This is a genomic window from Methylocystis sp. MJC1 (genome assembly GCF_026427715.1).
GTDB lineage: Bacteria > Pseudomonadota > Alphaproteobacteria > Rhizobiales > Beijerinckiaceae > Methylocystis.
Window position 1 is genome coordinate 249,625 of record NZ_CP107559.1, and the last position, 22,245, is coordinate 271,869.

Sequence of the window (22,245 nt, forward strand, 5' to 3'; positions counted from 1 at the left end):
AGGCGGTGTGAAAGTAAGCGTACACCCGGCACCGTTCACTCGGTGGGCTTGAAATTCCAGGGCATGAGCGCCTCGATGTTCTTGTTGGGCCATCGGTCGGCGATTCGTTCGAGGGTCTGCTGGGCCCAGGCGTAGGGATCTACGCCGTTCATTTTGCAAGTCTGAAGCATGGTGGCGATGGAAGCCCACGTCCGTCCGCCGCCAGCGGACCCGGCGAATAGTGAGTTCTTGCGCGTAATGGCCTGGGGCCTGATCGCCCGCTCGACAATATTGGAGTCGATTTCCACGCGGCCATCGTCGAGGAAGAGGCCGGGGACCGCTCGATGCGAACGAGCATAGCGGATCGCCTCAGCCAATTTCGATTTGCCTGAGATGCGCGGCAGCTCGCGCTCCCAGAGGTCGAACAATGCTTGCACGATGTCGACTGATGTCGCCCTTCGCGCCGCCAGGCGCGCCTGTTGCGGCTGACCGCGCACTTCCTCCTCGACGGCCCACAATTGCTTCATTTGTTCGACCGTCGCCGTCGCGATAACCGACTCGCCGTTGACATGAAGGTCGAAGAACCGGCGGCGCAGATGGGCCCAACATCCGGCCAGACGCAGGCTGTTGTAATGAGGAGCGCCCGCGAGCTTGCGATACCCTGCATAGCCGTCGCATTGTAGAATGCCGCGATAATCGCCCAGGTGGCGCGCCGCGCAATCGCCGGATCGACTCTCCTCGAACCGGTAGGCGACCATCGGCGGTCCCACGTCCCCGAACGGCCGATCATCCCGCGCATAGGCCCACAACCATGACGTCTTGGTCTTCCCGGCGCCAGGGCTCAACGTGGGCAGCGTCGTTTCGTCGGCGAAGATCCGTTCGCCCTCGCGGATGCGCGCGAGCACATGCGCCGCCAGCGGCTCGAAGTGGAAACCCACCGCGCCCATCCATTGCGCCATCAGCGAGCGTCCCAGCTCAACGCCGTCGCGAAGGTAGATGGCCTCCTGGCGGTAGAGCGGCAGCCCATCGGCGTATTTCGACACCGCGACTTGCGCGAGCAGCGCTTCCGTCGGCAAGCCGGCTTCCACGATGTGCTCGGGCGCAGGCGCTTGCAGGATTACGGCGGGGTTCTTGTAGGCGTATTTCGGCCGGATCGTCACGATCAGCCGGAAACGCGCGCGCACGACATCGAGCCTGACGCTCTCCTCCCGCCCGATCTCGACTCGCTCCTTGCCTTGGAGCTCCTCGGGAATCTCAGGCTCCATGACTTCCTCGACCCGCTCCAGATGCGAGGGAAACCGTGGCTTGTCGCGAGGCGTCTTGCGCGGCTTGGAGTCCGCCTTCGCGGCCAACCGCGCGTCGATTGCCGCGAGTCCGGTTTCGACTTCCTCGAACACGAAGCTTTGTTGCTCGGCGTCGTCGGCGCCGAGCTTTTCGGAGCGCTTCCCGAAGCGGTCGCGATGAAGCGTCTTGATGATCGAAGTCAGCCGATCGATCTCGGCTTTCGCCGCCGCATTCGTTTGCGTGAGATCCTCGACCTTCGCCGTCAGGCTCAATGTTTGCGAACGGAATGCCTGCGCGTCGGTCTCTGAACGATCGACGCGCGCCAAGGCATCGCGTGCCAGCGCCTTCAGTTCGTCAACGTCGTCAGGAAGCTCGCCGAAGCGCTCGATCATGTCGCGTAAGGTACCGCTTTCGTCACTGAAAGTCCCGCATTTTCTGGGTTTTTCAACACTTCCGGCACGTCTTTTCTAAGATTAGCCTGCGCTCAGTGGCGCTCGTACGTCCACAGCCCGAACCCGTCGCCAATCGAGTCCTTCGACCAGCGCCATGACTTGCGCGTAGTTCAGACGAACCTCGTGGCTCCCCGCTGTCGGCCAGCAGAAATGCGAGTGCTCGAGGCGCTTGGCGAAAAGACAAAGGCCTGAACCGTCCCACCACACGATCTTGATCCGGTCGGCTCTTTTCGCTCGGAAAACATAGAGGGAGCCATCGAACGGATCGGCCCCGGCATCCCGAACCAGTGAAACCAATCCTTCTGGACCTTTACGGAAATCCACGGCCGCCGCCCGCAACAGCACCCGTGCGCCCGGCGGGATCATGCTTCGCGCACCGCGCGCAGCAGACGGCGAAGGTCGGCTTGCGAAATGTCCGCGCTCACCCGCACAACCGCCCCGCCAATCTCGATCTGCTCAAGGCCACTCGGCACGCTTCGTGGATGGCGCCGATCCGTGCGTGCGCGTCCGTTGCAACCGCAGCCTCCGGGGCTTGACTATGCGGGTAAATGGCGCGCAGCTATTGGCAAATCCGGTAATTCTGATCGGTTCCATGCCGCTGGATGTCGACGTGGAGATGATCTTCATGGGCCGCGTCCGAACCGGGGCCGAGCACCGTCGTAAACCAGCCGCAAGCGGCGGTACGCACGGTCTGGAGAGCCGTCTGCGCCTCCGGATCGCCGTTCGACCCGAATGACAGCACTCGCCCGTTCGCCAACTCGAAGCCCGAGATGTCGAGCGCGAACCCGGTCGCATGCGTGCTGATCTTGCCGCCGGGTTCGTGGTTGCGGTTGCGGCATTCGAAGCCCGGCCCGGTTGTGACCGCCTTCAAAGCCGAGGAGAAGGTTCCGGCAAGGACGGGGGCGATCACTCTGCCGACCCACAGCGCCAAGGGTTCTGCCAAGCGACAATCGATCAGAGGCCGCGCGGGGAACTGGATTGAGACTCCGGCGCCATGGCGGACGACCAGACCTCCGAGCCGGATCGGCATGGCGACGGCGCAAGCCTCGCCGTTGATAGGTCCCGCCTCGGTCCGGAATTCGACGCCCAGCTCGGCCAGCCGAGCCAAGCATGCCCCGACGTCGGGCTGGTCGACTTCGGCGCCTTCGCCAGGGCGGGACGGCTTCACTGGCCCAATCTCCGGCGGTCTCGGGGGCGGCAGAGGCTGCGAATGGGTCTCGCTTGCGCCCAAAACCAAAAGCAAGCCGATCGCCGAGCGGACCCTTTTAGCACATCGGCGCCGGGGCGCGGGCATCAGTGCGCTCTCCTTGCTCTCTACATCCCGCCGGCGTCCCGGCCTCGCCGAGGCTCCAGAGGGCCAAAATGGCTAGCGGGAGCGCATTGTCCGGAAAATCGCTTTCTCTAGCGGCTCAATGAGTCAATTGACGCGAAGCGGGGTGGGTTCCGTAAAGCTCTGGCCAATGCAAAATCGCTCACCAGCCCTCGCCCATCACCCCCTCACCTCTGCGACAGCTTTTCCACCGGCTGCGCGCCGCGCGACCCAAGCACCAAGACCCGCGCGCCGGGCTCAATCTTATTGTAAAGGTCGATTGCATCCTGGTTGATCATGCGAATACAGCCCGAGGATTCGCTATGGCCGATCGTCCAGGGCTCGTTGGTGCCGTGGATGCGGAATAGCGTGTCCTTGTCGCCCTGCCAGAGATACATCGCCCGGGCGCCGAGCGGGTTTGAGGGACCGCCATGCATGCCCTCGCCGCTCTGCAGCTTCACCATCTTGGCCTTGAGGTCCGACCGCCGCTCGATCATTTCCTTGGGCGGATACCAATCTGGCCATTCCTGCTTGTTCTTGATGCTGGCCTCGCCCGCCCAGACGAAGCCCTCGCGACCGACGCCCACGCCGTAGCGGGTCGCCCGCCCATTGTCCTCGACAAAATAGAGAAAGTGGTTCGCTGGATCGACGACCACGGCGCCCGGCGGTTCTTTTGTGGAATAAGCCACGTTTTTGCGCAGGAATTGCGGGCTGATCTCGGTGAGCTTCACCGCTGGGACGACATGTTCGCCGTCGCGCATCTCGCCATAGATTGCGCTGTATTTTGGCGCGACCGAGTCCGAGCCGGCCGAAGCGCTCCGAGACGGGGGCTCGAGGGGGAGCGTCTCGACTGGCGCGCGCTCGATGACCGGGTCCGGCGGCATGGCTGGCGCGGCTGGCGCGGGCTCGGGGGGCGCGGCAAAAGCCACGACGTTCTGGATGGAGCTCTGGGTGGTGCCGCATCCAGTGAGCCCAACTGCAACGATGGCCACAACCAGCAGCTTGCTTTGAGTGCGAGAATTCATGTTTGACCGTCTTCGCAAGAGGAGCGGCTTTTCCAATTTACGGAGAAACCGGGCGCTTGGATACAGGCTAGCGGGGCATGAACCCACGCCACGTATTGGGATGCCCTGTATAAGGTCACCGAACAACTGGCGTGCGCGGGTCGAGTCCCGAGCGCCTGCCGGCGTCGGCTGGCTGTCGGCGCTCTCTAAATCGGTCGAAGTCCCGTCGATAAAGCGCCTGCGCGCCACAGAGCTTTACCATTCGCTCAGCTTTCCGATGATCGCGCCGGCGATTGCGCCGCACAGTGCGCCAACAGGGGCTCCGGAGAAACTGGAGCCCGCGCCAGCGAGCAGCGCGCCTAACGCCGCACCGACCGCGAATCTACCGTATGGAAATCCATGGGATTGAGCGCCCGGGATTGGCGGGTGTCAACTAAGAAGCGTCAAATGCCGTATTAATATGACATCCACCGTCGCTCGTCTGTTTCGGCGTGACTGACGCCAGCGACGCGATCGCTGGTGCCCCCCAACTTGCACGACGCCTGGATCGAATAGTGCTGCCGAGATGGAAGGCTGATGAAGAGTTTCAGGAACTCGTTACAGCAATCCTGCGTAGTCTGCCTCTCGATCGGTTGTTGCTCATTCGTCGGCAAGGGACATCCTAACTATTGTCGCCGATGGCGCCCGGCGACCAAGCTCACGCAAGCACGCCCTTGCCGCCTGCCGCAAACACTCAGGACCGGGATCAATGCACGCCCCGACGATCAAGCTGTTCCTTTGCGGGGATGTGATGGCGGGCCGTGGCGTCGACCAGATTTTGCCGCATCCCTGCAACCCGCGCATATATGAGGAATGCATGGCTTCGGCGGAGGGATATGTGCGACTCGCCGAAGACGCGCACGGCGCCATCCCGAGATCGGCGCCGCTTTCCCATATCTGGGGCGATGCGCTTTTCGAATTCGAGCGCGCCGACCCCGATTTGCGTATCATCAACCTTGAAACAAGCATCACCCGAAGCGAAAGCTATTTTCCCAAGGGCATAAATTACCGGATGAGCCCGGAGAACGCCGCCTGCCTGAGTTCCGCCGGCGTAGATTGCTGTGCACTCGCCAACAACCATGTCCTCGATTGGGGCCCTGTGGGCCTCTTGGACACGCTCGACGCGCTCAAACGCCTGAAAATAAAGGCGGTTGGGGCCGGCCGCTCTCTGGCGGAGGCCTGGGCGCCAGCTGCTTTTGAAATTCCCGGCAAGGGACGCGTCCTCGTCTTTTCCTGCGCCTGCGTTTCCAGCGGCGCGCCGATGAGTTGGGCGCCGGCGTCTGATGGCGACGGCATTGCGCTGTTGCCTAATTTGTCCAGGCGTAATGTCGCGCCACTTGCCGATGAGATTTCGCGGATCGTCCGACCCGGCGACCTCGTCGTGGTTTCTATTCATTGCGGTCCGAACTGGGGCGACGAGATTTCAGATGAAGTTAGAAGCTTTGCCCACCACTTGATCGACCTTGCGCCGATTTCCGTGTTGCATTGTCATTCCTCGCATCACCCGAAAGGAATCGAGGTCTATCGCAGTCGCCTCGTCCTTTACGGCTGCGGCGATTTTATCAACGATTACGAAGGCATTCCTGGCTATGAGGAGTATAGGGACGATCTGACGCTGATGTATTTCGCTGAGATTGAGGCGGAAAGCGGCCTCCTTCTTGCGCTCGAGATGACGCCCCTGCAGCTCAAGCGATTCAGGCTAAGTCGGCCATCCGCGGCGGACGTTGACTGGCTGCAAGACAGGCTCGACCGTGAAAGCCGTAAGCTTGGGGCGCGCGTCTCGTCGATCTCCGGCGGGCGGCTCACGCTTTCGTGGTTCAACCAAACAGCCGGAACGTAATCCCATTTGATTTCGCTTTTCGATCTACAATTTACTGGCCGTGAGCGAATTGCGCCGCTTCAAATCGCCTTCACAATGGCCATATTGGCTTTGAGCTGACGATCCTCGACCTGGAGACAGTCTATGAAGCCGACGGCGCCTCGCGCCTCGCCAACGGACTTCCAAGGAGGACTACTCATGCAAAGCGAAACGTTCCGTCGGTGGTTAACCGAGCGTGGATGCGCCTTCGAAGCCGGCAGCGACACCGTCCATAAGGGAGGTCACGCTTATGTGACGGTGCGTCTTGGCGATCGTCGGGCCGTGCTTCCAGACGTCGGGAGTCATAAGCCGCTCGATCCCAGAGTGGTGCGCCAAATCGTCGACGATCTGGGGTTGAAGTGGGAGGAATTGCCTGGCCCGTCCTCCCGCGTGTGAGCACGGAAGATGGGAGGAAAAGCCAGCATACTGCGGCTCGGTCGACAGGTCACACCGATAAGTCTGCTTCATGAGCGCTTGCATATAATTCACTTCGCTGGATGAGCAGACATTTTCGGCCTTGGAAAATTGATCACTAGCATTCATGGCCGAATTGAACTTTGCGGACCTCGCAGCTCATCTTGCCGGCTCCCTAAACCTTGTTTGGCCCCCTTCCAAAGCGAACGTCCGAGTACATATTCCGAGCCTTGAAGATTGCTTGCCAAGCAGCGCGATTGTTTCCAACGAGCGACCTGCCCCCCGAATGTTGCGGCGCCGCTGGAACAGCGGTCCCTGCAAAGAGAGTGGCGTAGGCTCCCTGCCAGTCGAACTTTTCGCCCGACCGTTTGGATTCCAAGGGGTCCAATTGCGCAAGCCGGCCGCTTCAGGTCGACTTGCGCACAGGGATGACGCAGGATTTCAAAAATCGTCCCCCATTGCGGCTTAGCTCTTTGGATATCCCACAGTCTGCGACAGCAGCACTTGCTGATCATGGCTCAGTCCCAGAGCATCAGCGATCGCCTCACGATTGATCCATGCGCGGATCACGGTCGCAAGACCGCTGCTCGCGCAGAGCAGATAGACATTCTGGGAAATCGCGCCCGCCGCGGCCGAAGCGTAGCTTTCGCGCTGTCCTGCGGGGATGAGCGACATGCGCCCGTGGTCTGCGATGAACACGAGATCCAGCGGAGCCTCGTCGACGAAATCCTGATAACCGGTGACGCCCCGCAGGTCGCTCCCGGCCACGAGCTGGAGCTCGTTGGCAGCGGCGTCGTAGAGATAGGCGCCCGAAGGTAGCGCAACGTAAATGTCGATTTCCTGAGCATTCAGCGCAGAGGGCGCCGTTCGGCCGCCATCGGGCCGGTTCACGCCATAGGCGGCCCAAAGGAGGTCGGAGAGCGTTTGCGATGACAGCTCACGCGGCGAAAATTCCCGCGCCGAACGTCGCCGCGACAGCGCGTCCATCAAGGGCGCGCCCCCTTCCTTCCTCGGCGCCGGCAATTCGATCGTCGGCGCGCCTTTGCCTCTGGCAGGCTTCGGGCGTAACCGTCCCATCATCCCCAACACAAGCTTCGTCAGAGTGCTCATTGCTGCGATCTCCACCGCACCGATGATACAATATCGCCCGAGCCTCAAATTCAAAGCGGCACACCCAAACCTCGCTGCGGCTAGCCGTGCCCTAAATTCTCCCTCGGCCCATCATTCGCGGCGAGAGGCTCTGCATTGACGGATCTGTCGGGGATAGCTCCGATTCCGCCATTCCAGGAACGGGCCCCTTGGATTGGGGCGGATCTGCAAACGATCCGCAACTTTCTATGCGGCGGCCAGGCGGATCTTCCTGGCGGGAAAAGACTTCTGCTGGCTATGCCCGACGGCGACCGGCTAGCGGCCCGACTTTATCTTCCAGCGCGACCAGAAATACGGCCGCTCATCGTGCTCATCCATGGCCTCACCGGTTCGGAGCAGAGCTTCGCCATCGTTGCGACCATGCGTTATCTCGTGCGCGAGGGGTGGCCCGTTCTTCGCCTGAACCTGCGTGGAACATTGCTCTCGCAAGCGACGTCGACCGGACGCTACCACGCGGGCAAGACCGAAGATCTCGCAGCGGCTCTGCATCAATTACCGGCCGAACTCCGCCATCACGGGGTCGTCCTGCTTGGCCATTCCCTGGGCGGCAATCTCGTTTTGAAATTTATGGGCGAAGGCTGCCATGGCTTGCCGGTGCTCGCCGCTACCGCGGTGTCCGCTCCGCTCGATCTCGCAGGAAGTTGCGCGCGCATGTTGAGCCGGCGCAACCTCGCGTATCACGCATATCTGCTTTGTCAGGCGAAACGCGAGGCGCTGGCGCAGCGCGCGGCACTCACAACCCGAGAATGCAGCGCCGTCGCCGGCGCGCGCAACTTCTATGAGTTTGACGACCGCTTCATCGCGCCGCGCTTCGGGTATTGAGACGCGCCAGAGTATTACGAAAATAATTCCTCGAAAAATTTCCTGCCTACAATCGCACGGCCGACGCTCATTCTACATGCGCTGGACGATCCGTGGATACCGTCTGAATCATACACCGGTATTGAGTGGCCGAGCTTGCCGGCAATCGAGACTATGCTGAGCCCTCGCGGTGGACATCTGGGCTTTCACGCCAGTGGTAGCCGAATTCCTTGGCACGACCGGGTGATTGTGTGGTGGCTTGAGCAAAGGTGTGGCGCAAACCCGAAGAGCGAAAGGTCGGCCAGATCAATCTCGTCGTCGCTGAAGGGCTCCACAAAAGCCCCGGATGCCTAATCCTCCCTATTCGTGAGGCGGCTGCTTTCGGCGCAGGGTAGATCGTGAGTGCGGCGCGTGGTCGCGCTTTTAAGAATCCGATGTCTGCAGCGTAGCTGCTGTACGGTCCAAATAATTTTCGTGAACCGTCTTTTTTCAGGCTTGTCCCCGACGGCATGCAAATCCGCGGCACGACTTTTACCGCTTAGATCCACGATCAGCACCCATCCTGCTTCGAACGACTTTCTCCCACTCCGATATGTTCATTTCCAGGAGCTTTTCAGGCCCACCATCTGGGATGGCGTCCCTTGCGAGCACGACATACGGGACGGTGGCCATGGCATAGCCCACAGAGCCTTCGCGCACTTCTTCATCTATTACCCCCACAAACATCTTGGCGAAGGTTACATTTTGATTTTCTCCAACGCGTACTACGCTCTTGGCGAGATTCTGACGCACTAAACGAAAGTAAGGTTCTTTCGACTCCCCGCTGCCTTGAGGCTTAAATTCACCGCACAGTTCCATAATCAAATTTGCATTTCGCGCGCGCTCCTCAGCAATGCCTATAGCAAGACCGCACCAAACATTTGTTGGGCCCACGGCGCTAATTCCCTTGTGGGCTGCCATCACATGGGCTCCCGGGAGTATCGGAAATCTCGGCGCGTCGCGCATTCCGAAGAGACGCGAACCCGCGTCGAGCAGCGGATCGAGAGCATAAACAGGGATTCTTTTGTTACTTGACGTCGTCACTTCAAATAGCGTTTCGGTCCCGATCGTGTCGAACGCTCTTGCTATATTATATCCCCAAATCGCGCCGCTAGGGCCACTGAACGAGGAGGATACTACGAGGTTGATTTGTCCTATATAGGCCCCAGATGCTTCCGCACGGTCGAAGGCGAGAGTTCCATCCAGGCCTTCCCCGGCCTGCCCAGGTACGGACAACTCTTTCGTTGTTTCTCCTGCATGCAGCGTGATCACGGAAATATAACCTAGGCCGCTCGCGCCAGGGTTACCGTATCCGTCACAACGGGAGAAATACGGGCCGATCGCGCCCCTGACGATTTCTATCAAGGACAATGAGGGCTGGGGCGCCGCAGGAGCGTCCGCGACGTCTGCCGCAGCATTTTGCGGTCCACCTAGCGAGAACAAGGTCGTCGCGGCCCAAAGAATGCGTAGTCCCACGCCAAGACCGCCTCCGCGGTGGAGTGTCGGATGTCGGTCCCCACACAATTCCGCGGGCCAGAGCATGCGTTCCTCTCCATTTAAAAGAGGAATATAGAGATCAGTCGGTTCTCGCCGAGGTGGTCGGCCTTGAACCCCCAAATTCGCCAGGACCCCGGACAGAGCGTCGGCCACAAATCACCCCTGGGCATATCCGACAACGTCGAAGCCTTGCATGATACAATGTATATAATACCCTCTAAAGACAAGCTCCCGCGTGATCTATTAATGATAAGCGCGCCTACCCGAGGAAAGGCAAATGAAAGCTATTCTTTTCTTGGCTAGCATATTTCAGATGCTCGTGACTCCTCTCGCAGCGGCAGAAATTACGGGGAATCGGTTTGACGAGCTTAAGATGGACTGTGACACTTGCCACGGCGTCAATGGGGTTTCGCCGACGCCCGACCAAGTCCCATCAATTGCAGGTAAAAGCGGAACGCTTCCTGGTAAACCAACTTCTAGCCTTTCGGGCTGGAAAGCGGCGCCATGATACGATGTTTTTGATGGGAACGAACTGACGGACGACGAGGTAAAGGCAATGGCGCGCTATTACTCTCGATTCCGGCAAAGGTAACGACACGGCGGCCCCCGAAGCCGAGACAGCGAACGAGGAAGCGTTCAGCTTTGGGGGCCTTCCAGTCAACTCGCTATCGCGGACCCGAATTTTTGCTACTCTGGGCGTCAGCGAAACCCGAGCCCGCTCGCGTGCGCGGTCTTTTTCCCCAAGCGATAGAACTGATGCTGAAGTTGCGTAAGCCACATCCGCCAGCATGCAGATAGACCCCAAAGCGGTTTTTCTGAATCTCCACGATGGGGTGAACAAACCTCCCCGCCACTCCTAACCACGGACAAGCCTCGCAAAGCTCTGGCGCCAACTTATACTATCACTACCTGTGCTAGAAGCTCTCGCCCCAAAAGCGGAAAACGATGCCAGTCCAAAACGCGGAAATCGCCTCAATGTTCGACCAGGCGGCCGAGCTTTTGGAGATCAAAGGCGCGAATCCGTTTCGGATAAGGGCTTATCGCCGCGCCGCCCGCACGATTGAAAACCTCCCAACCAGCGTTGCGGCCATGTTAGCGGCTGAACAAGACCTCTCGGACTTGCCGGGCGTCGGCGAGGATTTGGCCGAGAAAATCGGGTCGATTGTGAAAGCGGGCAGGTTCGATCTTCTGGAGGAACTGAAGCAGGAACTCCCCGGAAAGCTGGTTGAGTTCCTGACTATTCCCGGCATTGGGCCTAAGCGGGTTAAGCTGCTGTTCGAAAAGCTGGGCGTCCGTTCACCCGAGGATCTTCGGCGCGCCGCCAAGAGACGGCGGCTGCAAGAGCTTCGAGGGTTTGGGGCCAAGCTGGAGCAGAGCATCATAGCCGCGCTCGACCGGCCCGCCCCCGAAAAGCGGCGCTTCAAGCTTTTTTCCGCAGAGGCTGAAGCTCGGTCGCTCATCGAGTCGCTCGAACGCGGCAAGACATTCGATCGGATCATTGCGGCGGGTAGCTATCGCCGCCGGCAGGAAACTGTCGGCGATCTCGACATATTGGCTACTGCGCGTGACGGAGGAGCGGTGGGCGATCGGCTTGTCGCATATGAGAACACCGAGAAAGTTCTCGTGCATGGCCCAAGCCGAACAACCGTCATCTTGCGATCCGGTCTCCAAGTCGATCTCAGGGTTGTCGCTGAAGAAAGCTACGGAGCGGCGCTCATGTATTTCACGGGCTCGAAGGCTCACAACATCGCCTTGCGAAATCTCGCCAACGAACGCGGCTGGAAGCTCAACGAATATGGGCTGTTCGATGGCCAGCGGCGTATCGCGGGCGGCAGCGAAGAAGAAACTTACAAAAAACTTGGGCTTGCGTTCATTCCACCAGAGCTGCGCGAGGATCGCGGAGAAGTCGCGCTAGCGATGGATAACGCTCTCCCAACGCTCGTATCCGTATCCGATATCCGAGGCGATCTCCACGTGCATTCGGATTGGAGCGACGGCACGGCTTCAATTGCAGATATGGCCGATGCAGCGAAAACGCGCGGCTATACCTACATGGCCCTCACTGATCACAGTCAAAGGGTTACAGTTGCGCATGGGCTGACGGCCGAGCGGATCATGCGCCAGATCGACGAAATAGACCGGCTAAACGCGCAATATCGTGAATTCACGATATTGAAAGGCATCGAGGTAGACATCTTAGCCGACGGCCGCCTCGACTTGCCGAACAGGGTGCTCTCCCGCCTCGACATTGTCGTGGCGTCGATCCATTATAAATTCGATTTGCCCCGAGAGAAGCAGACCGAGCGGCTCATCCGGGCCATGGACAATCTCTGCGTCTCGATTATCGCCCATCCGACCGGCCGTCTCATCGGGGAACGGGAACCATATGCGGTCGACGTGGAGCGCGTGCTCCTCGCAGCTCGCGACCGGAATTGCTTTCTGGAGATCAATGCGGAGCCGGATCGGTTGGATCTGAACGACGCCCACGCTCACGCTGCGAAATCATTCGGGGTAAAATTGGCGATATCGACGGATGCGCATTCGCTCCATGGCTTCGACTGCATGCGTTTCGGCGTGGATCAAGCGCGTCGCGGATGGCTTGGACCGGATGACGTCATCAACACGCGGCCACTACGTCAATTGACGAAAATGTTGAAACGGGGCGCGTGACACGAGCCGAGGCCAAGCGCCATGCGCTTGAACGGATTGAGAGGGACGGCCTGTGTCTCTTGCATGGTGGCAGACCGGTAAGCGTCCTCCGCGTCCCGTCAGTTTTGTGAGAAGTTCCAGGGCAGCAGTGCGTCGATTTGTTTGTTTGGCCAGCCGGCGGCAATGCGCTCGAGAGTCTGAGTGAGCCAAGCGTTTGGATCAACGTCATTGAGGCGGGCGGTCGCGAGCAGCGAGGCGATCGTCGCCCATGTCTGGCCCCCTGCTTCGGACCCCGCGAAGAGGGCGTTCTTGCGGGTAATCGTTTGCGGCCGAATGGCGCGCTCTGTCGGGAGCCATTTTGGCGTGACAATACGCGTTTAGGAAAATCAAGTACTTAGTCATAGCCATCATGCTTAGGAATATCCATTTAATTGGGTCTGCCTCACTTTTCGTGCTTTTTACCAGTTGGTGACTTTGTGGCCGGTATTGAGCCGCATGCAAGCAAAATCAGCGTGGACGCTCGGGCCAGGCGTCAGAATTATGGCCGTGGAACGCGATGGCGATCGCTGGGTAATTTCGGCTGCCGCGCGGGAGATCGGCTTATGTCCCGGATGCGGGGCGCGATCACGACGGCGGCACAGTCGATATCCACGCAGTTTACAGGACCTGCCGGTGCAAGGCGCGATCGTCGCATTGAGAGTCTTGATGACGCGTTGGCGTTGTCTGGAAGGGTCGTGCGCGCGAAAGACATTTTCTGATCAGCTTCCCGCGCTCGCCGTCCGACATGCGCGTCGGACATTACGCGTTGGCCGCCTTCTTCAACTATTTGCCCATGGCGCCGGAGGTAAGCCGAGCGAGCGGCTGATAAACCGTCTCGGCATGCCGGCGAGCGACGACACCCTTCTGCGGCAGTTGAAGCGCGGCGCGACCCGCAAGACCAACGATGTTCGTGTGTTGGGCATCGACGATTGGAGCTGGCGGAAGGGAGAGAGCTACGGAACCGTGATGGTAGATCTGGAGCGACGTGAGGTTGTCGACGTCCTGCCCGGACGCTCGGCGGAAGAAACGGCGGACTGGCTGCGCCGGCATCCGAATGTAGAGGTCGTCAGCCGGGATCGCTGCGGACTTTATGCGCAGGGAACACGCCAAGGCGCGCCAGAAGCGCGCCAGGTCGCAGATCGGTTTCATCTACTGCAGAATTTGCGCGAGCGGATTGAGCACCAATTGAGCCGCTCTGACAAGGGCTTGGCGTGTCCCTCCTTGCCCAGAGCTGAGGGCGAAGACGCTGGCTTGATTTCCTGCACCACGCCGGGGCGTCAAGTGATCGCGGAGGACCGCCATCTCAGGCGGCGTGCGCATGAACGTTCGCGACAGGCGATGTTTGAAAAGGCGCAGATTCTGAAGGCTGAGGGAAGGAACATTCGTGGTATCGCCCTGGAGATAGGCGTAAATTGGCGCACCGTCAGGAAGTGGGTGCACGCGAGCAAAATGCCTGAACGCCGCGAGCGCGCGCCAACGCCAACATCGCCGCGATATTTTCGGGATTATCTCGCGGACCGTTGGGCGAAAGGAGTCAGGGGCGGCAGGCAACTCTTCGAGGAAATTCAGCAGCGAGGCTATCAGGGCAGCCGCTCCAATATGGAGCGCCTGTTAGGAAAATGGAGAGGCGCGAAGCACGCGGCGCTCGCGCCAATCGCGAATCCCGCGCCGACAGTTTCACCTGTGATTACGACAGCGCTTCCACTCCGCGCGATTGATCCCGCGACGGGTTGGGCGATTTCGCCGATCGTTGGCGCGGCGCTTTGCATAAAGCCGCGCGGAATGCTGACGGCGCGACAAGCTGTTAAGGTCGCCGCCCTGAAGAACGCCTCACCAGATTTTGTCGCCATGCGCGCGCTGGCGATGCGATTTCGGGGCGTTCTTCGTAGCAAAGATGTAAAGCGACTCGACAATTGGCTCGACGACGCTCAGCGATCAGGAATTTACGCAATGCAACGCTTTGCGCGTACATTACGGAGCGACATCCAAGCGGTCCGCAATGCGGTGGCGGAGCCTTGGAGCAATGGTCAAACCGAGGGACAAATCAATAGATTGAAAACGCTCAAGCGCGCCATGTATGGTCGCGCAAGCGCCGAACTGCTGCGAGCGCGTATGATACCGCTGTAGCGTTTGGCGAGCACGAAAAGTGAGGCAGACCCCGTTTAATGGCTTTTTCGATTTGGAATCGGATATTCTCAAGCCAAGATGGCTCCTGACACAGGAAATGTGAGCCGCACAGTCGTTCCCATGGAGCTGCGGCAAGGAAAACAACGCGAGAACGGCGTTCGCCCTCTCGCTTACATACTATGGAAACTCAATATCAGATGCCCATATATAGGAAGACCGCGCATCTGCGATCGCGAGCGCGCGCAGAAAATCATGGGGTTCTCTAATGAATGTCAAAAACGCAATGCTCGCTGTTGCTTTCAGCGGAGCCTGTCTTATCACCAGCGCCTCGGCATTGCCGATTTTTAGTGTGCCGGGCGTTACGACTGCAACACAACAGGTGCGCGACGACGACGCAGGTGACATCGCCGGTAGGGTTATTCGAGGTCTTGGGGGCTCTAACAGGCACCGAGACAGCGACTATGATGGGCGTCGCTACCGGGACCGTGATTATGATGGACGTCGCGACCGAGACCGCGATTATTATGGACGTCGCGATCGCGGCTATGAGCGCCCTCGCTATTAGACCTTTGAAATCGCGAACGAGTGTGTCGCCGGGCTTCGGCGAGAATGGCTTGCGCTGATCGTATAAATCACTCTCGGGCGCGGGGGGCTTACTTTAGCCCGGGTTAGCGGATCTCTGGCTGCGCCGCCGGATCGGCGGGCGGAGTGATACGTGCAGGCTTCCTGGGCCACCTGCCAGAACCCTGCGCGCCAATTCGTCCGAACTCCCGTGGAAAGGCGAAGCTTCGCAACTCCCTTCCTCCGTTTCCGTTCGGATGGACCGCCTATTGCAAGCTCACACCTTGGCTCAGGGGATGCGGAGCCTTTGCCCCGGATAAATTTTATCGGGGTCCCTTAGCAGTTCTTTATTCGCCTCGAAGATCTCTTTATATCTCCCGCCCTTGCCGTGGCCATAATGCGATTCAGCGATCTTCCAGAGCGTATCGCCTCGTTGCACGGTATAGAATTTGGATTCGGCGTTGGCGTTCACAGCGACAATGTTGTTCTCGACCCTAGCCACCCCCTTGGCGGTGTCGACGGCGCGAACAATCTTATCCACATCTGCCGCCGTGGGTGCGCTGCCGCTGAGCGTCACCCTGTCGCCATCGATCTTAATGTCGATCTTGGATGCATCGACACCCTGCTTGGCGATTTCTCTCTTCAGGTCTTCGGCAGCAACCGGAGTGATGGCGCCTGTTGCGGTGGGCGCGGCTTTACCCTTGCCTGTTATAAAATCCAAAAGGCCCATTTTACCCTCCTCTGACTCGCACAGGCGACTGACCTCGCGCAGCGCCGATATCACTGGCTTTTCGCCACGGGAACAACTCTAGATGGCGTAACGGGCCGCCGGAGGCTGAGGCTTCGCGGAGGAGTGGTCATCCCCCAGAATGGTGGTGTGAGACGGAGTCCGGCTTTCGTCGGCTCCAAGCATCATTGGAGGATGACCATGGACCATTATGCGGGGATCGACGTGTCTTTGGAAGCATCGAGCGTTTGCGTCGTCGATGGCGCCGGGCGAATCGTGCGGGAGGCGAAGATCTCCAGCGAGCCGGCGGCGCTCATCGGCTGGTTGGCGTCGCTCGGGCTGGATTTGGCGCGCATCGGCCTCGAGGCAGGGCCATTGTCGCAATGGCTTTACGCGGCGATGCACGAGGCGGGCCTGGCGGTGGAGTTGCTGGAGACGCGGCATGTGCGCACGGCTCTGCAGACGATGCCAGTCAAGACCGACCGCAATGACGCGCGCGGCATCGCGCAATTAATGCGGCTTGGTTGGTTTCGTCCGGTCCACTGCAAATCCTCGGCAGCGCAGGAGACGCGAGCGCTGCTGACGGCGCGCAAACTGGTTCAATCGAAACTCTATGACATTGAGATGAGCCTGCGCGGGATCTTGCGCGGCTTCGGGCTAAAGGTCGGGCCGACGACGCCGAAGCGTTTCGCACGGCGCATCCAGGAGCTCGTCGGCGGGTATAGGACGCTCGAGATCGTCGCAAAGGCGCTGCTTTCAGCGCATGCGGTCTTGCTGCGCGAGTTCGACATGTTCGAGAAGCTTGTGCGGGCGATGGCGCGCAAGGACAAGCGCGCGAGACTGATGATGTCGGCGCCGGGGGTCGGCGCGATCGTGGCGCTGACTTACGTTTCGGCGATCGATGATCCGTTGCGATTTTCCTCGTCGAAGCGGGTCGGGCCGCATTTCGGCCTGACGCCGAGGAAATATCAGTCTGGCGAAACGGACGTTAGCGGGCGGATTACCAAGATCGGCGACGCTGGCGTGCGCACGGCGCTTTACGAAGCCGCCAACGTCATACTAACGCGGCCGGTGAAGGGCTCCGGCCTCAAAAGCTGGGCGATGAAGCTCGCCCGGCGCGCCGGCATGAAGAAGGCGAAGGTGGCGCTGGCGCGCAAGCTCGCCGTGGTCTTGCATCGGATGTGGATCGACGGGACGCCGTTCGACGCCCGCAAGGCGACCTCGACTGTCGTGGCGGCGTAGGAGAGGAAAAGCAGGGTTTCGGGCGGGGCCAAACACCAGCCTTTCCCGAAGCGTTCGTCCCTCGCCGGGACGATGGATGGGTCAGACCGCAACACGCTCCGTGGGCTCAAGACCACGCGCAACTAGATTGGCCGGCCTCATCCTCATCTTATCCCATCAAGTGGCGGCCATCATTCTTGGCGCCGACCACGGACAGAAGAGTGAACCGGCGAAGGAAGAGCGTTGGGGATTGACAACGAAGCGCCCGTTACAGAAGAGGGTGTTATGCACTCTGTATTATGAAGTCGGCTGCGCGTTTGAGCATGAGGCAGGCGAAAGCGACGACGTGGAGGCCAGCGAGTGTGTCGGCGTAGCGTTCGTAGTCTTTGACCAGCCGCCTGCATCGGGTCGCCCAAGCGAAGGATCGTTCGACAACCCAGCGTTTGGGCAACAGCACGAAGCCTTTTTTCGCTTCGGAGAGTTTGACCACGCAGAGTTCGACGCCCTGCGCTTTGGCCGCCTCGGCGGCTTTCTCGCCGGTATAACCTTGATCGACATAAATAAGCTCGACGCTCTCGCCGGTGGCGTGCTGCACAGCGGCGGCGAGCTTGCCGACCTCGGCGCGGGCGTCGACATTCGCCGGCGTAACGTGCAGCGCCAGCAAGTGCCCCAGCGTGTCGACCGCCATGTGCAGCTTGGAGCCGCGCTTGCGCTTGGCGCCGTCATAGCCGGCCCGTGGACCGCTTTCCGGCGTCGAACGCAGCGTGCGGCTGTCGATGATCGCCGCGGTTGGCTCCTCGGCGCGACCGGAGGCGATGCGCAACAAGGCGCGCAGGTCCTGCGCAAGCTCTTCAAACACGCCCGCCGCCAGCCAGCGCTGCGATTGCTGATACACTGCGGACCAGGGCGGCAGATCGTTGGGCATGGCGCGCCATGCTATGCCGTAACGGAGAACGTAGCGCAGGCCGTTGAAAAGCTCACGAAGCAAATGCTGACGTTGCGGAGCGCCCTCGTCCATCAGCGTCAGATACGGCGCAACCAGCGACCATTCCTCGTCGCTGACATCAGACGGATACGGTTTGCGAATCGGAGACATCCGATTCCATTAAGACAATCAATCACCAAAGTACATAACACCCTCTAGAGACCGTAAAGTCGTTCCTGGACATTCAGGTCAGAGGCCCTTCTGAACGCTAAGGCACAGCGTAGCGGCCGTAGGTAGATTCCGAGGCTGAATCGTCTCCTCGTGTCGTCTATGGTGAACCCAATCCCTCCTATGTCCGAACCGATGGCGAAGGCCGTCATCCTTGCACTGGAGGATGTCGATTCCTCACTGCCAGGCTAACCCTATGAGAAGTCTTCTAACATCATGATCATTACTGACGTTAGGGCGTAACCATTGCCGCTCTCAGACCATCAGAGGGATGCGCTGTCAGCCATATCAATTGGCCTCCGCTGTTTCGCATTTTCAACGAACGACAGGAGCGCAAGCGAGAAAATCGGAATTGAACCTGCTTCGAGGCGCCATCGCAAGCGCCGCATGACAACTGCTGTTGAGTTTATGATATGATCACGCGTGCGTTTGAGGTTCTCTATGGCTGAAGCTCTTCGTTCAACCGCTGACGCATGGCTCCTACGTCACTTCGTATATCTCTCGTCCGGCTTCTGGACGGGACCAACACGCAGCAAGGCTGCCCTGCTTGTGCTTGGCCTCTTTGGATGCCTGGTCTTGAACCTCCTCCCTGCTATCGCCGTGAACCGATGGAACAAGTTTTTCTTTGACGCGCTGCAGAGCAAGGACCAGCGCCTGCTCCTTCTCGGCATAAGCCTTTTCCTGGCGCTAGCCTTGACCTCGTCAATGACGAGCGTTGCGCTGCTGCAAATGCGCATGCGCTTCCAGTTGCGCTGGCGAGAATGGCTGACGCGAACGCTTGTGAGGCGCTGGATGGAGCGCCGTCGCTTTTATCAGCTCAGCGTCCTTCGGCTTGTCGATAATCCGGAAGCGCGCATCGCCGAGGACGGGCGGATTGCCATTGAGCTCTTCGTCGATTTTGCGACCGGCGTCACGAATGCTCTGCTCATGGCGGCCTCCTTCGTCAGCGTTTTGTGGTTCATCGGCGGCTCTTTAACCCTCTGGGGCGTAACGGTCCCCGGTTATCTTGTGATTGCCGTCGTGTTCTATTCCGCATGCACGTCCTACGGCATGTTGCTTTTGGGGGGACCGCTCGTCTCGCGCGTCGAGGCGAAGGCTGTTGCTGAGGCAGATTTTCGCTTTGAGCTCTCGCACACGCGCGAGAACGCCGAAACGATCGCGCTTATAGGCGGCGACGATGCGGAGCGGGAGCGCCTCTGCACGCGATTTGATCAAGTCGCACTGCGCTGGGTAGCGGTGATTGGACGGCAGGCGCGCATGTTATTCTTGTCGAGTGGCAATAATGTTCTCGCGCCCGTCATCCCGCTCATGCTGGGGGCGCCCAAATATCTCGCCGGCGACATCTCGCTCGGCGACCTCATGCAAGCGGCGGCGGCCTTTATACAGGTTCAACTAGCGCTCAATTGGCTGGCCGACAACTCGATGCGCCTCGCCGACTGGTTCGCCTCGGCGCGACGCGTCGCGGCCCTCGACCTCTTCTTCGACAACCTCGACAAGCTCGCTATCGGAGCCGAGGCCAAGATGATCGATCTCGCTTTCAGCGACGATGGCGCATTGCATCTCTGCGGACTATCCATCGCCCAGCATGATGGCACGCAGATGCTCGCTGACACCGATGCCGTGATCAGACGCGGCGAGAAAATACTCGTGAAGGGAGAATCCGGCGCCGGCAAGAGCACGCTGATTCGCGCAATTGCCGGATTGTGGCCTTGGGGCAGCGGTAGCATTCTTCGTCCGAGGGACGCGCGCGTCGCATTCATGCCGCAGCAGCCATACATGCCGCGGGGCACTCTGCGGGATGCGCTCAACTATCCCCATGACGCCAACCCGCCGAACCCCGCGCGCATAGAAAAAATCCTCGTCACCTGCGGGCTCGCTCATCTCGTGTCGCGATTGGACGAGGAACAGAACTGGTCCGATGTGCTTTCGGGCGGCGAACAGCAACAGCTTGGTTTCGCGCGTGTGCTGTTGAGGCCACCCGACATCATCATCATGGACGAACCCGCCTCGGCCCTCGACGATCTCAGTCAGACTCGGCTGATGGAACTGCTTAGCGAAGAAGCGCCCAACTCGACCATCATCCACGCCGCAAGACGAAACGTCGACAAACGCTTCTACGACCGCGAGATTCAGCTTAAAGCGAAACCCGCCTCGAATGGCCAAGGAGTTGCAGATTTTCGTCGGGCGTTGTCATCCGACGTATTACCGAGTCTGCGCGAAGCGCCGACCAGCTAGGAAGATGGAAGCCTTCCTGCTTACCGCGAACCACAACATAGCCGGAGTGTATCGGCGACGGCTGATGATAGGGTGAGACAAGCGAGGCCAATGGCTGAGCCAAAGGCAGTCATTAAGACTTGGCCGCTGAGGTAGGGATCGCTCCGGAAAAAATTGCTGCGCCCTTCAAAGCCGGCCTGCTCGGTCCGCTCTGAAAGGCGCTTTCGTAATTGAATCGAAGGGCAAATCACGCCTTGTCAACGATTTTCTTAACGGCTTCCTTGGCGTTACCGACGGCCCCTTGAGCCTCGCCCTTGAGCTTCTGCGCGGCGCCCTCTATCTCGAGGCTCGGATTGCCGACGGCCTTGCCGACAGCCCCTTTGACGGCGCCAGCCGCTTCATTCGCCGCGCCCTTGATCTTGTCTGTTGTACCGCTCATAGGTCGTCTCCTAATGGATAAGATGACAATGCATTGATCGGCATTGCCCCGGTCGATTTCTTGTTCGACGACGAAATTGTATCTGGGAAGGAGAGGTATCGGATAGCTTCGGAAAACACCTACGAAGAAATCAGGCGCAATCTAAAATAGCGAACTTTCACAGCCAACTTTCGATAAAGTGTCCGCTATACAAGGTCGCACAAGTGACGGACCATGCGAATGCGCGCCATTGAAGACACAGCGTTTCTCGCCTTGACGTTGGCGGTATCCGCCGCCTTCGCCTGGATACTTTGGCCCTTCTACGGAGCGATACTCTGGGGAACCGTGATCGCAATCGTGTTTGCGCCAATGTATCGACGCCTTTCGAATACATTGCAGCAAAGACGAAATCTTGCCGCCGTCGCGACGGTAATGATCATTGTCTTGGTGGTGATCCTTCCATTGAGTCTGCTCGCAGCGTCAATGACGCAAGAGGCATCCGGTGTATACGATCGACTCCAATCAGGCGATCTAGACCTTGTAAGCGTCTTTCGGCAACTCTTCGACGCCTTGCCTTCATGGGCGGCCGATCTCCTGCGGCGCTTCGGTCTGACCAGCCTAGGAGAAGCGCAAGAAAGGGTGTCCGCCGCCCTTATCAAGGGAAGCCAGTTTTTTGCGGCGGAGGCGCTCGTCATTGGACAAAGCGCGTTGAGCTTCATCGTGAATCTTTGCGTGATGCTCTACCTCTTGTTCTTCCTGCTACGCGACGAAGAGGTGTTGGCTCGCCAAATCAGGGACGCGATTCCGCTTCGCCTTGAGGAGAAAGACGCTCTCTTCCGCAAATTCGCGGTCGTCATTCGGGCCACGGTCAAGGGGGATCTACTTGTGGCGCTCCTGCAAGGAGCGCTCGGCGGCCTCATTTTCTGGATTCTCGGAGTCAGCGCCCCGCTGTTATGGGCCGCATCGATGGCTCTTCTATCTCTGGTCCCGGCAGTAGGCGCTGCCTTGGTTTGGGGTCCGGTCGCCATCTATTTCCTGACGACGGGCGCAATTTGGCAGGGTATCGTTCTGATTGCTTATGGCGCATTCGTAATGGGTCTTGCGGATAATGTTCTTCGTCCGATTCTGGTGGGCAAAGACACCAAGATGCCTAACTATGTTGTGTTGATTTCCACACTGGGCGGCATCGAAATGTTTGGACTCAACGGCTTTGTCATCGGGCCAGTGATCGCAGCGATGTTCATCGCGGCTTGGGATATTTATTTCGCAACGCGGCAGGGAGCGCACACAGCGTCTGCCAACCGATGATTT

Annotated in this window: 17 protein-coding genes and 1 pseudogene; 8 read left to right on the top strand and 10 right to left on the bottom strand. The window is 59.5% G+C overall.

Annotation, left to right across the window (positions count from 1 at the left end; all coding sequences use genetic code 11):
* Nucleotides 1-35 precede the first annotated feature (35 nt).
* From tnpC to OGR47_RS19950, 4 genes are all read right to left on the bottom strand, one after another.
* Nucleotides 36-1,655 (bottom strand): IS66 family transposase, encoded by a 1,620-nt coding sequence (gene tnpC / locus OGR47_RS19935; RefSeq protein WP_165050649.1) that lies wholly within the window; start codon nucleotides 1,653-1,655, stop codon nucleotides 36-38.
* Nucleotides 1,656-1,736: 81 nt separating this feature from the next.
* Nucleotides 1,737-2,081 carry an IS66 family insertion sequence element accessory protein TnpB gene (tnpB, locus tag OGR47_RS19940; RefSeq protein ID WP_165050647.1) on the bottom strand — a complete coding sequence of 115 codons (345 nt, stop codon included), beginning with the start codon at nucleotides 2,079-2,081 and terminating at the stop codon, nucleotides 1,737-1,739.
* Between the two features lie 193 nt (nucleotides 2,082-2,274).
* Nucleotides 2,275-2,883 (bottom strand): extensin family protein, encoded by a 609-nt coding sequence (locus OGR47_RS19945; protein ID WP_165050645.1) that lies wholly within the window; start codon nucleotides 2,881-2,883, stop codon nucleotides 2,275-2,277.
* A 329-nt stretch (nucleotides 2,884-3,212) separates the two neighbouring features.
* Nucleotides 3,213-4,049, bottom strand: a complete 837-nt coding sequence (locus tag OGR47_RS19950; RefSeq protein WP_165050643.1) for a L,D-transpeptidase — start codon at nucleotides 4,047-4,049, stop codon at nucleotides 3,213-3,215.
* Between the two features lie 727 nt (nucleotides 4,050-4,776).
* Here OGR47_RS19950 and OGR47_RS19955 point away from each other — a divergent pair.
* Both OGR47_RS19955 and OGR47_RS19960 read left to right on the top strand, forming a co-directional pair.
* On the top strand, nucleotides 4,777-5,907 hold the full coding sequence (locus tag OGR47_RS19955; protein WP_165050639.1) for a CapA family protein: 1,131 nt from the start codon (nucleotides 4,777-4,779) through the stop codon (nucleotides 5,905-5,907).
* A 177-nt stretch (nucleotides 5,908-6,084) separates the two neighbouring features.
* Nucleotides 6,085-6,321 carry an addiction module toxin, HicA family gene (locus OGR47_RS19960; RefSeq protein WP_165050636.1) on the top strand — a complete coding sequence of 79 codons (237 nt, stop codon included), beginning with the start codon at nucleotides 6,085-6,087 and terminating at the stop codon, nucleotides 6,319-6,321.
* 483 nt (nucleotides 6,322-6,804) lie between these two features.
* On the opposite strand, the gene OGR47_RS19965 is transcribed toward OGR47_RS19960, so the two are convergent.
* The gene (locus OGR47_RS19965) at nucleotides 6,805-7,449 is read right to left on the bottom strand and encodes a nitroreductase family protein (RefSeq protein WP_165050634.1); all 645 of its coding nucleotides are present in this window, start codon (nucleotides 7,447-7,449) and stop codon (nucleotides 6,805-6,807) included.
* 276 nt (nucleotides 7,450-7,725) lie between these two features.
* Between OGR47_RS19965 and OGR47_RS19970 the strand changes: the two genes are divergently transcribed.
* Nucleotides 7,726-8,310, top strand: a complete 585-nt coding sequence (locus OGR47_RS19970) for an alpha/beta fold hydrolase (protein WP_253948133.1) — start codon at nucleotides 7,726-7,728, stop codon at nucleotides 8,308-8,310.
* Nucleotides 8,311-8,820: 510 nt separating this feature from the next.
* Here the strand turns inward: OGR47_RS19970 and OGR47_RS19975 are convergent.
* Nucleotides 8,821-9,804, bottom strand: a complete 984-nt coding sequence (locus tag OGR47_RS19975) for a histidine decarboxylase, pyruvoyl type (protein ID WP_206527417.1) — start codon at nucleotides 9,802-9,804, stop codon at nucleotides 8,821-8,823.
* 966 nt (nucleotides 9,805-10,770) lie between these two features.
* On the opposite strand from OGR47_RS19975, the gene polX reads away from it, so the two are divergent.
* Nucleotides 10,771-12,495, top strand: a complete 1,725-nt coding sequence (polX, locus tag OGR47_RS19980; RefSeq protein WP_165050628.1) for a DNA polymerase/3'-5' exonuclease PolX — start codon at nucleotides 10,771-10,773, stop codon at nucleotides 12,493-12,495.
* Nucleotides 12,496-12,593: 98 nt separating this feature from the next.
* Here polX and OGR47_RS19985 read toward each other — a convergent pair.
* Nucleotides 12,594-12,818 (bottom strand): annotated as a pseudogene (locus tag OGR47_RS19985) (transposase domain-containing protein); the annotation flags it as partial.
* Between the two features lie 196 nt (nucleotides 12,819-13,014).
* Between OGR47_RS19985 and OGR47_RS19990 the strand changes: the two are divergent.
* Nucleotides 13,015-14,640, top strand: a complete 1,626-nt coding sequence (locus OGR47_RS19990; RefSeq protein WP_165050626.1) for an ISL3 family transposase — start codon at nucleotides 13,015-13,017, stop codon at nucleotides 14,638-14,640.
* Nucleotides 14,641-15,490: 850 nt separating this feature from the next.
* Here OGR47_RS19990 and lysM read toward each other — a convergent pair.
* A complete protein-coding gene (gene lysM, locus OGR47_RS19995) occupies nucleotides 15,491-15,931 on the bottom strand; it encodes a peptidoglycan-binding protein LysM (RefSeq protein WP_216697942.1) in 441 nt (146 codons plus the stop codon).
* A 198-nt stretch (nucleotides 15,932-16,129) separates the two neighbouring features.
* Between lysM and OGR47_RS20000 the strand changes: the two genes are divergently transcribed.
* Nucleotides 16,130-17,170 (top strand): IS110 family transposase, encoded by a 1,041-nt coding sequence (locus tag OGR47_RS20000; protein WP_165056376.1) that lies wholly within the window; start codon nucleotides 16,130-16,132, stop codon nucleotides 17,168-17,170.
* 262 nt (nucleotides 17,171-17,432) lie between these two features.
* On the opposite strand, the gene OGR47_RS20005 is transcribed toward OGR47_RS20000, so the two are convergent.
* Nucleotides 17,433-18,245: an IS5 family transposase gene (locus OGR47_RS20005; RefSeq protein WP_216697943.1), complete on the bottom strand. Its 813-nt coding sequence runs from the start codon at nucleotides 18,243-18,245 to the stop codon at nucleotides 17,433-17,435.
* Nucleotides 18,246-18,743: 498 nt separating this feature from the next.
* Here OGR47_RS20005 and OGR47_RS20010 point away from each other — a divergent pair, with 498 nt between their 5' ends.
* Nucleotides 18,744-20,537: an ABC transporter ATP-binding protein/permease gene (locus OGR47_RS20010; RefSeq protein WP_256445934.1), complete on the top strand. Its 1,794-nt coding sequence runs from the start codon at nucleotides 18,744-18,746 to the stop codon at nucleotides 20,535-20,537.
* A gap of 226 nt (nucleotides 20,538-20,763) precedes the next feature.
* On the opposite strand, the gene OGR47_RS20015 is transcribed toward OGR47_RS20010, so the two are convergent.
* Nucleotides 20,764-20,955 (bottom strand): CsbD family protein, encoded by a 192-nt coding sequence (locus tag OGR47_RS20015; RefSeq protein ID WP_165056307.1) that lies wholly within the window; start codon nucleotides 20,953-20,955, stop codon nucleotides 20,764-20,766.
* Between the two features lie 219 nt (nucleotides 20,956-21,174).
* On the opposite strand from OGR47_RS20015, the gene OGR47_RS20020 reads away from it, so the two are divergent.
* Nucleotides 21,175-22,242: an AI-2E family transporter gene (locus tag OGR47_RS20020; protein WP_165056308.1), complete on the top strand. Its 1,068-nt coding sequence runs from the start codon at nucleotides 21,175-21,177 to the stop codon at nucleotides 22,240-22,242.
* Nucleotides 22,243-22,245 lie beyond the last annotated feature (3 nt).

Bases quoted from the DNA above. Each gene is read 5' to 3' on its own strand.
- OGR47_RS20005 (WP_216697943.1), bottom strand. From the start codon at position 18,245: ATGTCTCCGATTCGCAAACCGTATCCGTCTGATGTCAGCGACGAGGAA.
- OGR47_RS19960 (WP_165050636.1), top strand. From the start codon at position 6,085: ATGCAAAGCGAAACGTTCCGTCGGTGGTTAACCGAGCGTGGATGCGCC.
- OGR47_RS20000 (WP_165056376.1), top strand. From the start codon at position 16,130: ATGGACCATTATGCGGGGATCGACGTGTCTTTGGAAGCATCGAGCGTT.
- polX (WP_165050628.1), top strand. From the start codon at position 10,771: ATGCCAGTCCAAAACGCGGAAATCGCCTCAATGTTCGACCAGGCGGCC.
- OGR47_RS20020 (WP_165056308.1), top strand. From the start codon at position 21,175: ATGCGCGCCATTGAAGACACAGCGTTTCTCGCCTTGACGTTGGCGGTA.
- OGR47_RS19955 (WP_165050639.1), top strand. From the start codon at position 4,777: ATGCACGCCCCGACGATCAAGCTGTTCCTTTGCGGGGATGTGATGGCG.
- lysM (WP_216697942.1), bottom strand. From the start codon at position 15,931: ATGGGCCTTTTGGATTTTATAACAGGCAAGGGTAAAGCCGCGCCCACC.
- OGR47_RS19950 (WP_165050643.1), bottom strand. From the start codon at position 4,049: ATGAATTCTCGCACTCAAAGCAAGCTGCTGGTTGTGGCCATCGTTGCA.
- OGR47_RS20010 (WP_256445934.1), top strand. From the start codon at position 18,744: ATGGCTGAAGCTCTTCGTTCAACCGCTGACGCATGGCTCCTACGTCAC.
- tnpB (WP_165050647.1), bottom strand. From the start codon at position 2,081: ATGATCCCGCCGGGCGCACGGGTGCTGTTGCGGGCGGCGGCCGTGGAT.
- OGR47_RS19965 (WP_165050634.1), bottom strand. From the start codon at position 7,449: ATGAGCACTCTGACGAAGCTTGTGTTGGGGATGATGGGACGGTTACGC.
- OGR47_RS20015 (WP_165056307.1), bottom strand. From the start codon at position 20,955: ATGAGCGGTACAACAGACAAGATCAAGGGCGCGGCGAATGAAGCGGCT.
- tnpC (WP_165050649.1), bottom strand. From the start codon at position 1,655: ATGATCGAGCGCTTCGGCGAGCTTCCTGACGACGTTGACGAACTGAAG.
- OGR47_RS19970 (WP_253948133.1), top strand. From the start codon at position 7,726: ATGCCCGACGGCGACCGGCTAGCGGCCCGACTTTATCTTCCAGCGCGA.
- OGR47_RS19990 (WP_165050626.1), top strand. From the start codon at position 13,015: ATGGCCGTGGAACGCGATGGCGATCGCTGGGTAATTTCGGCTGCCGCG.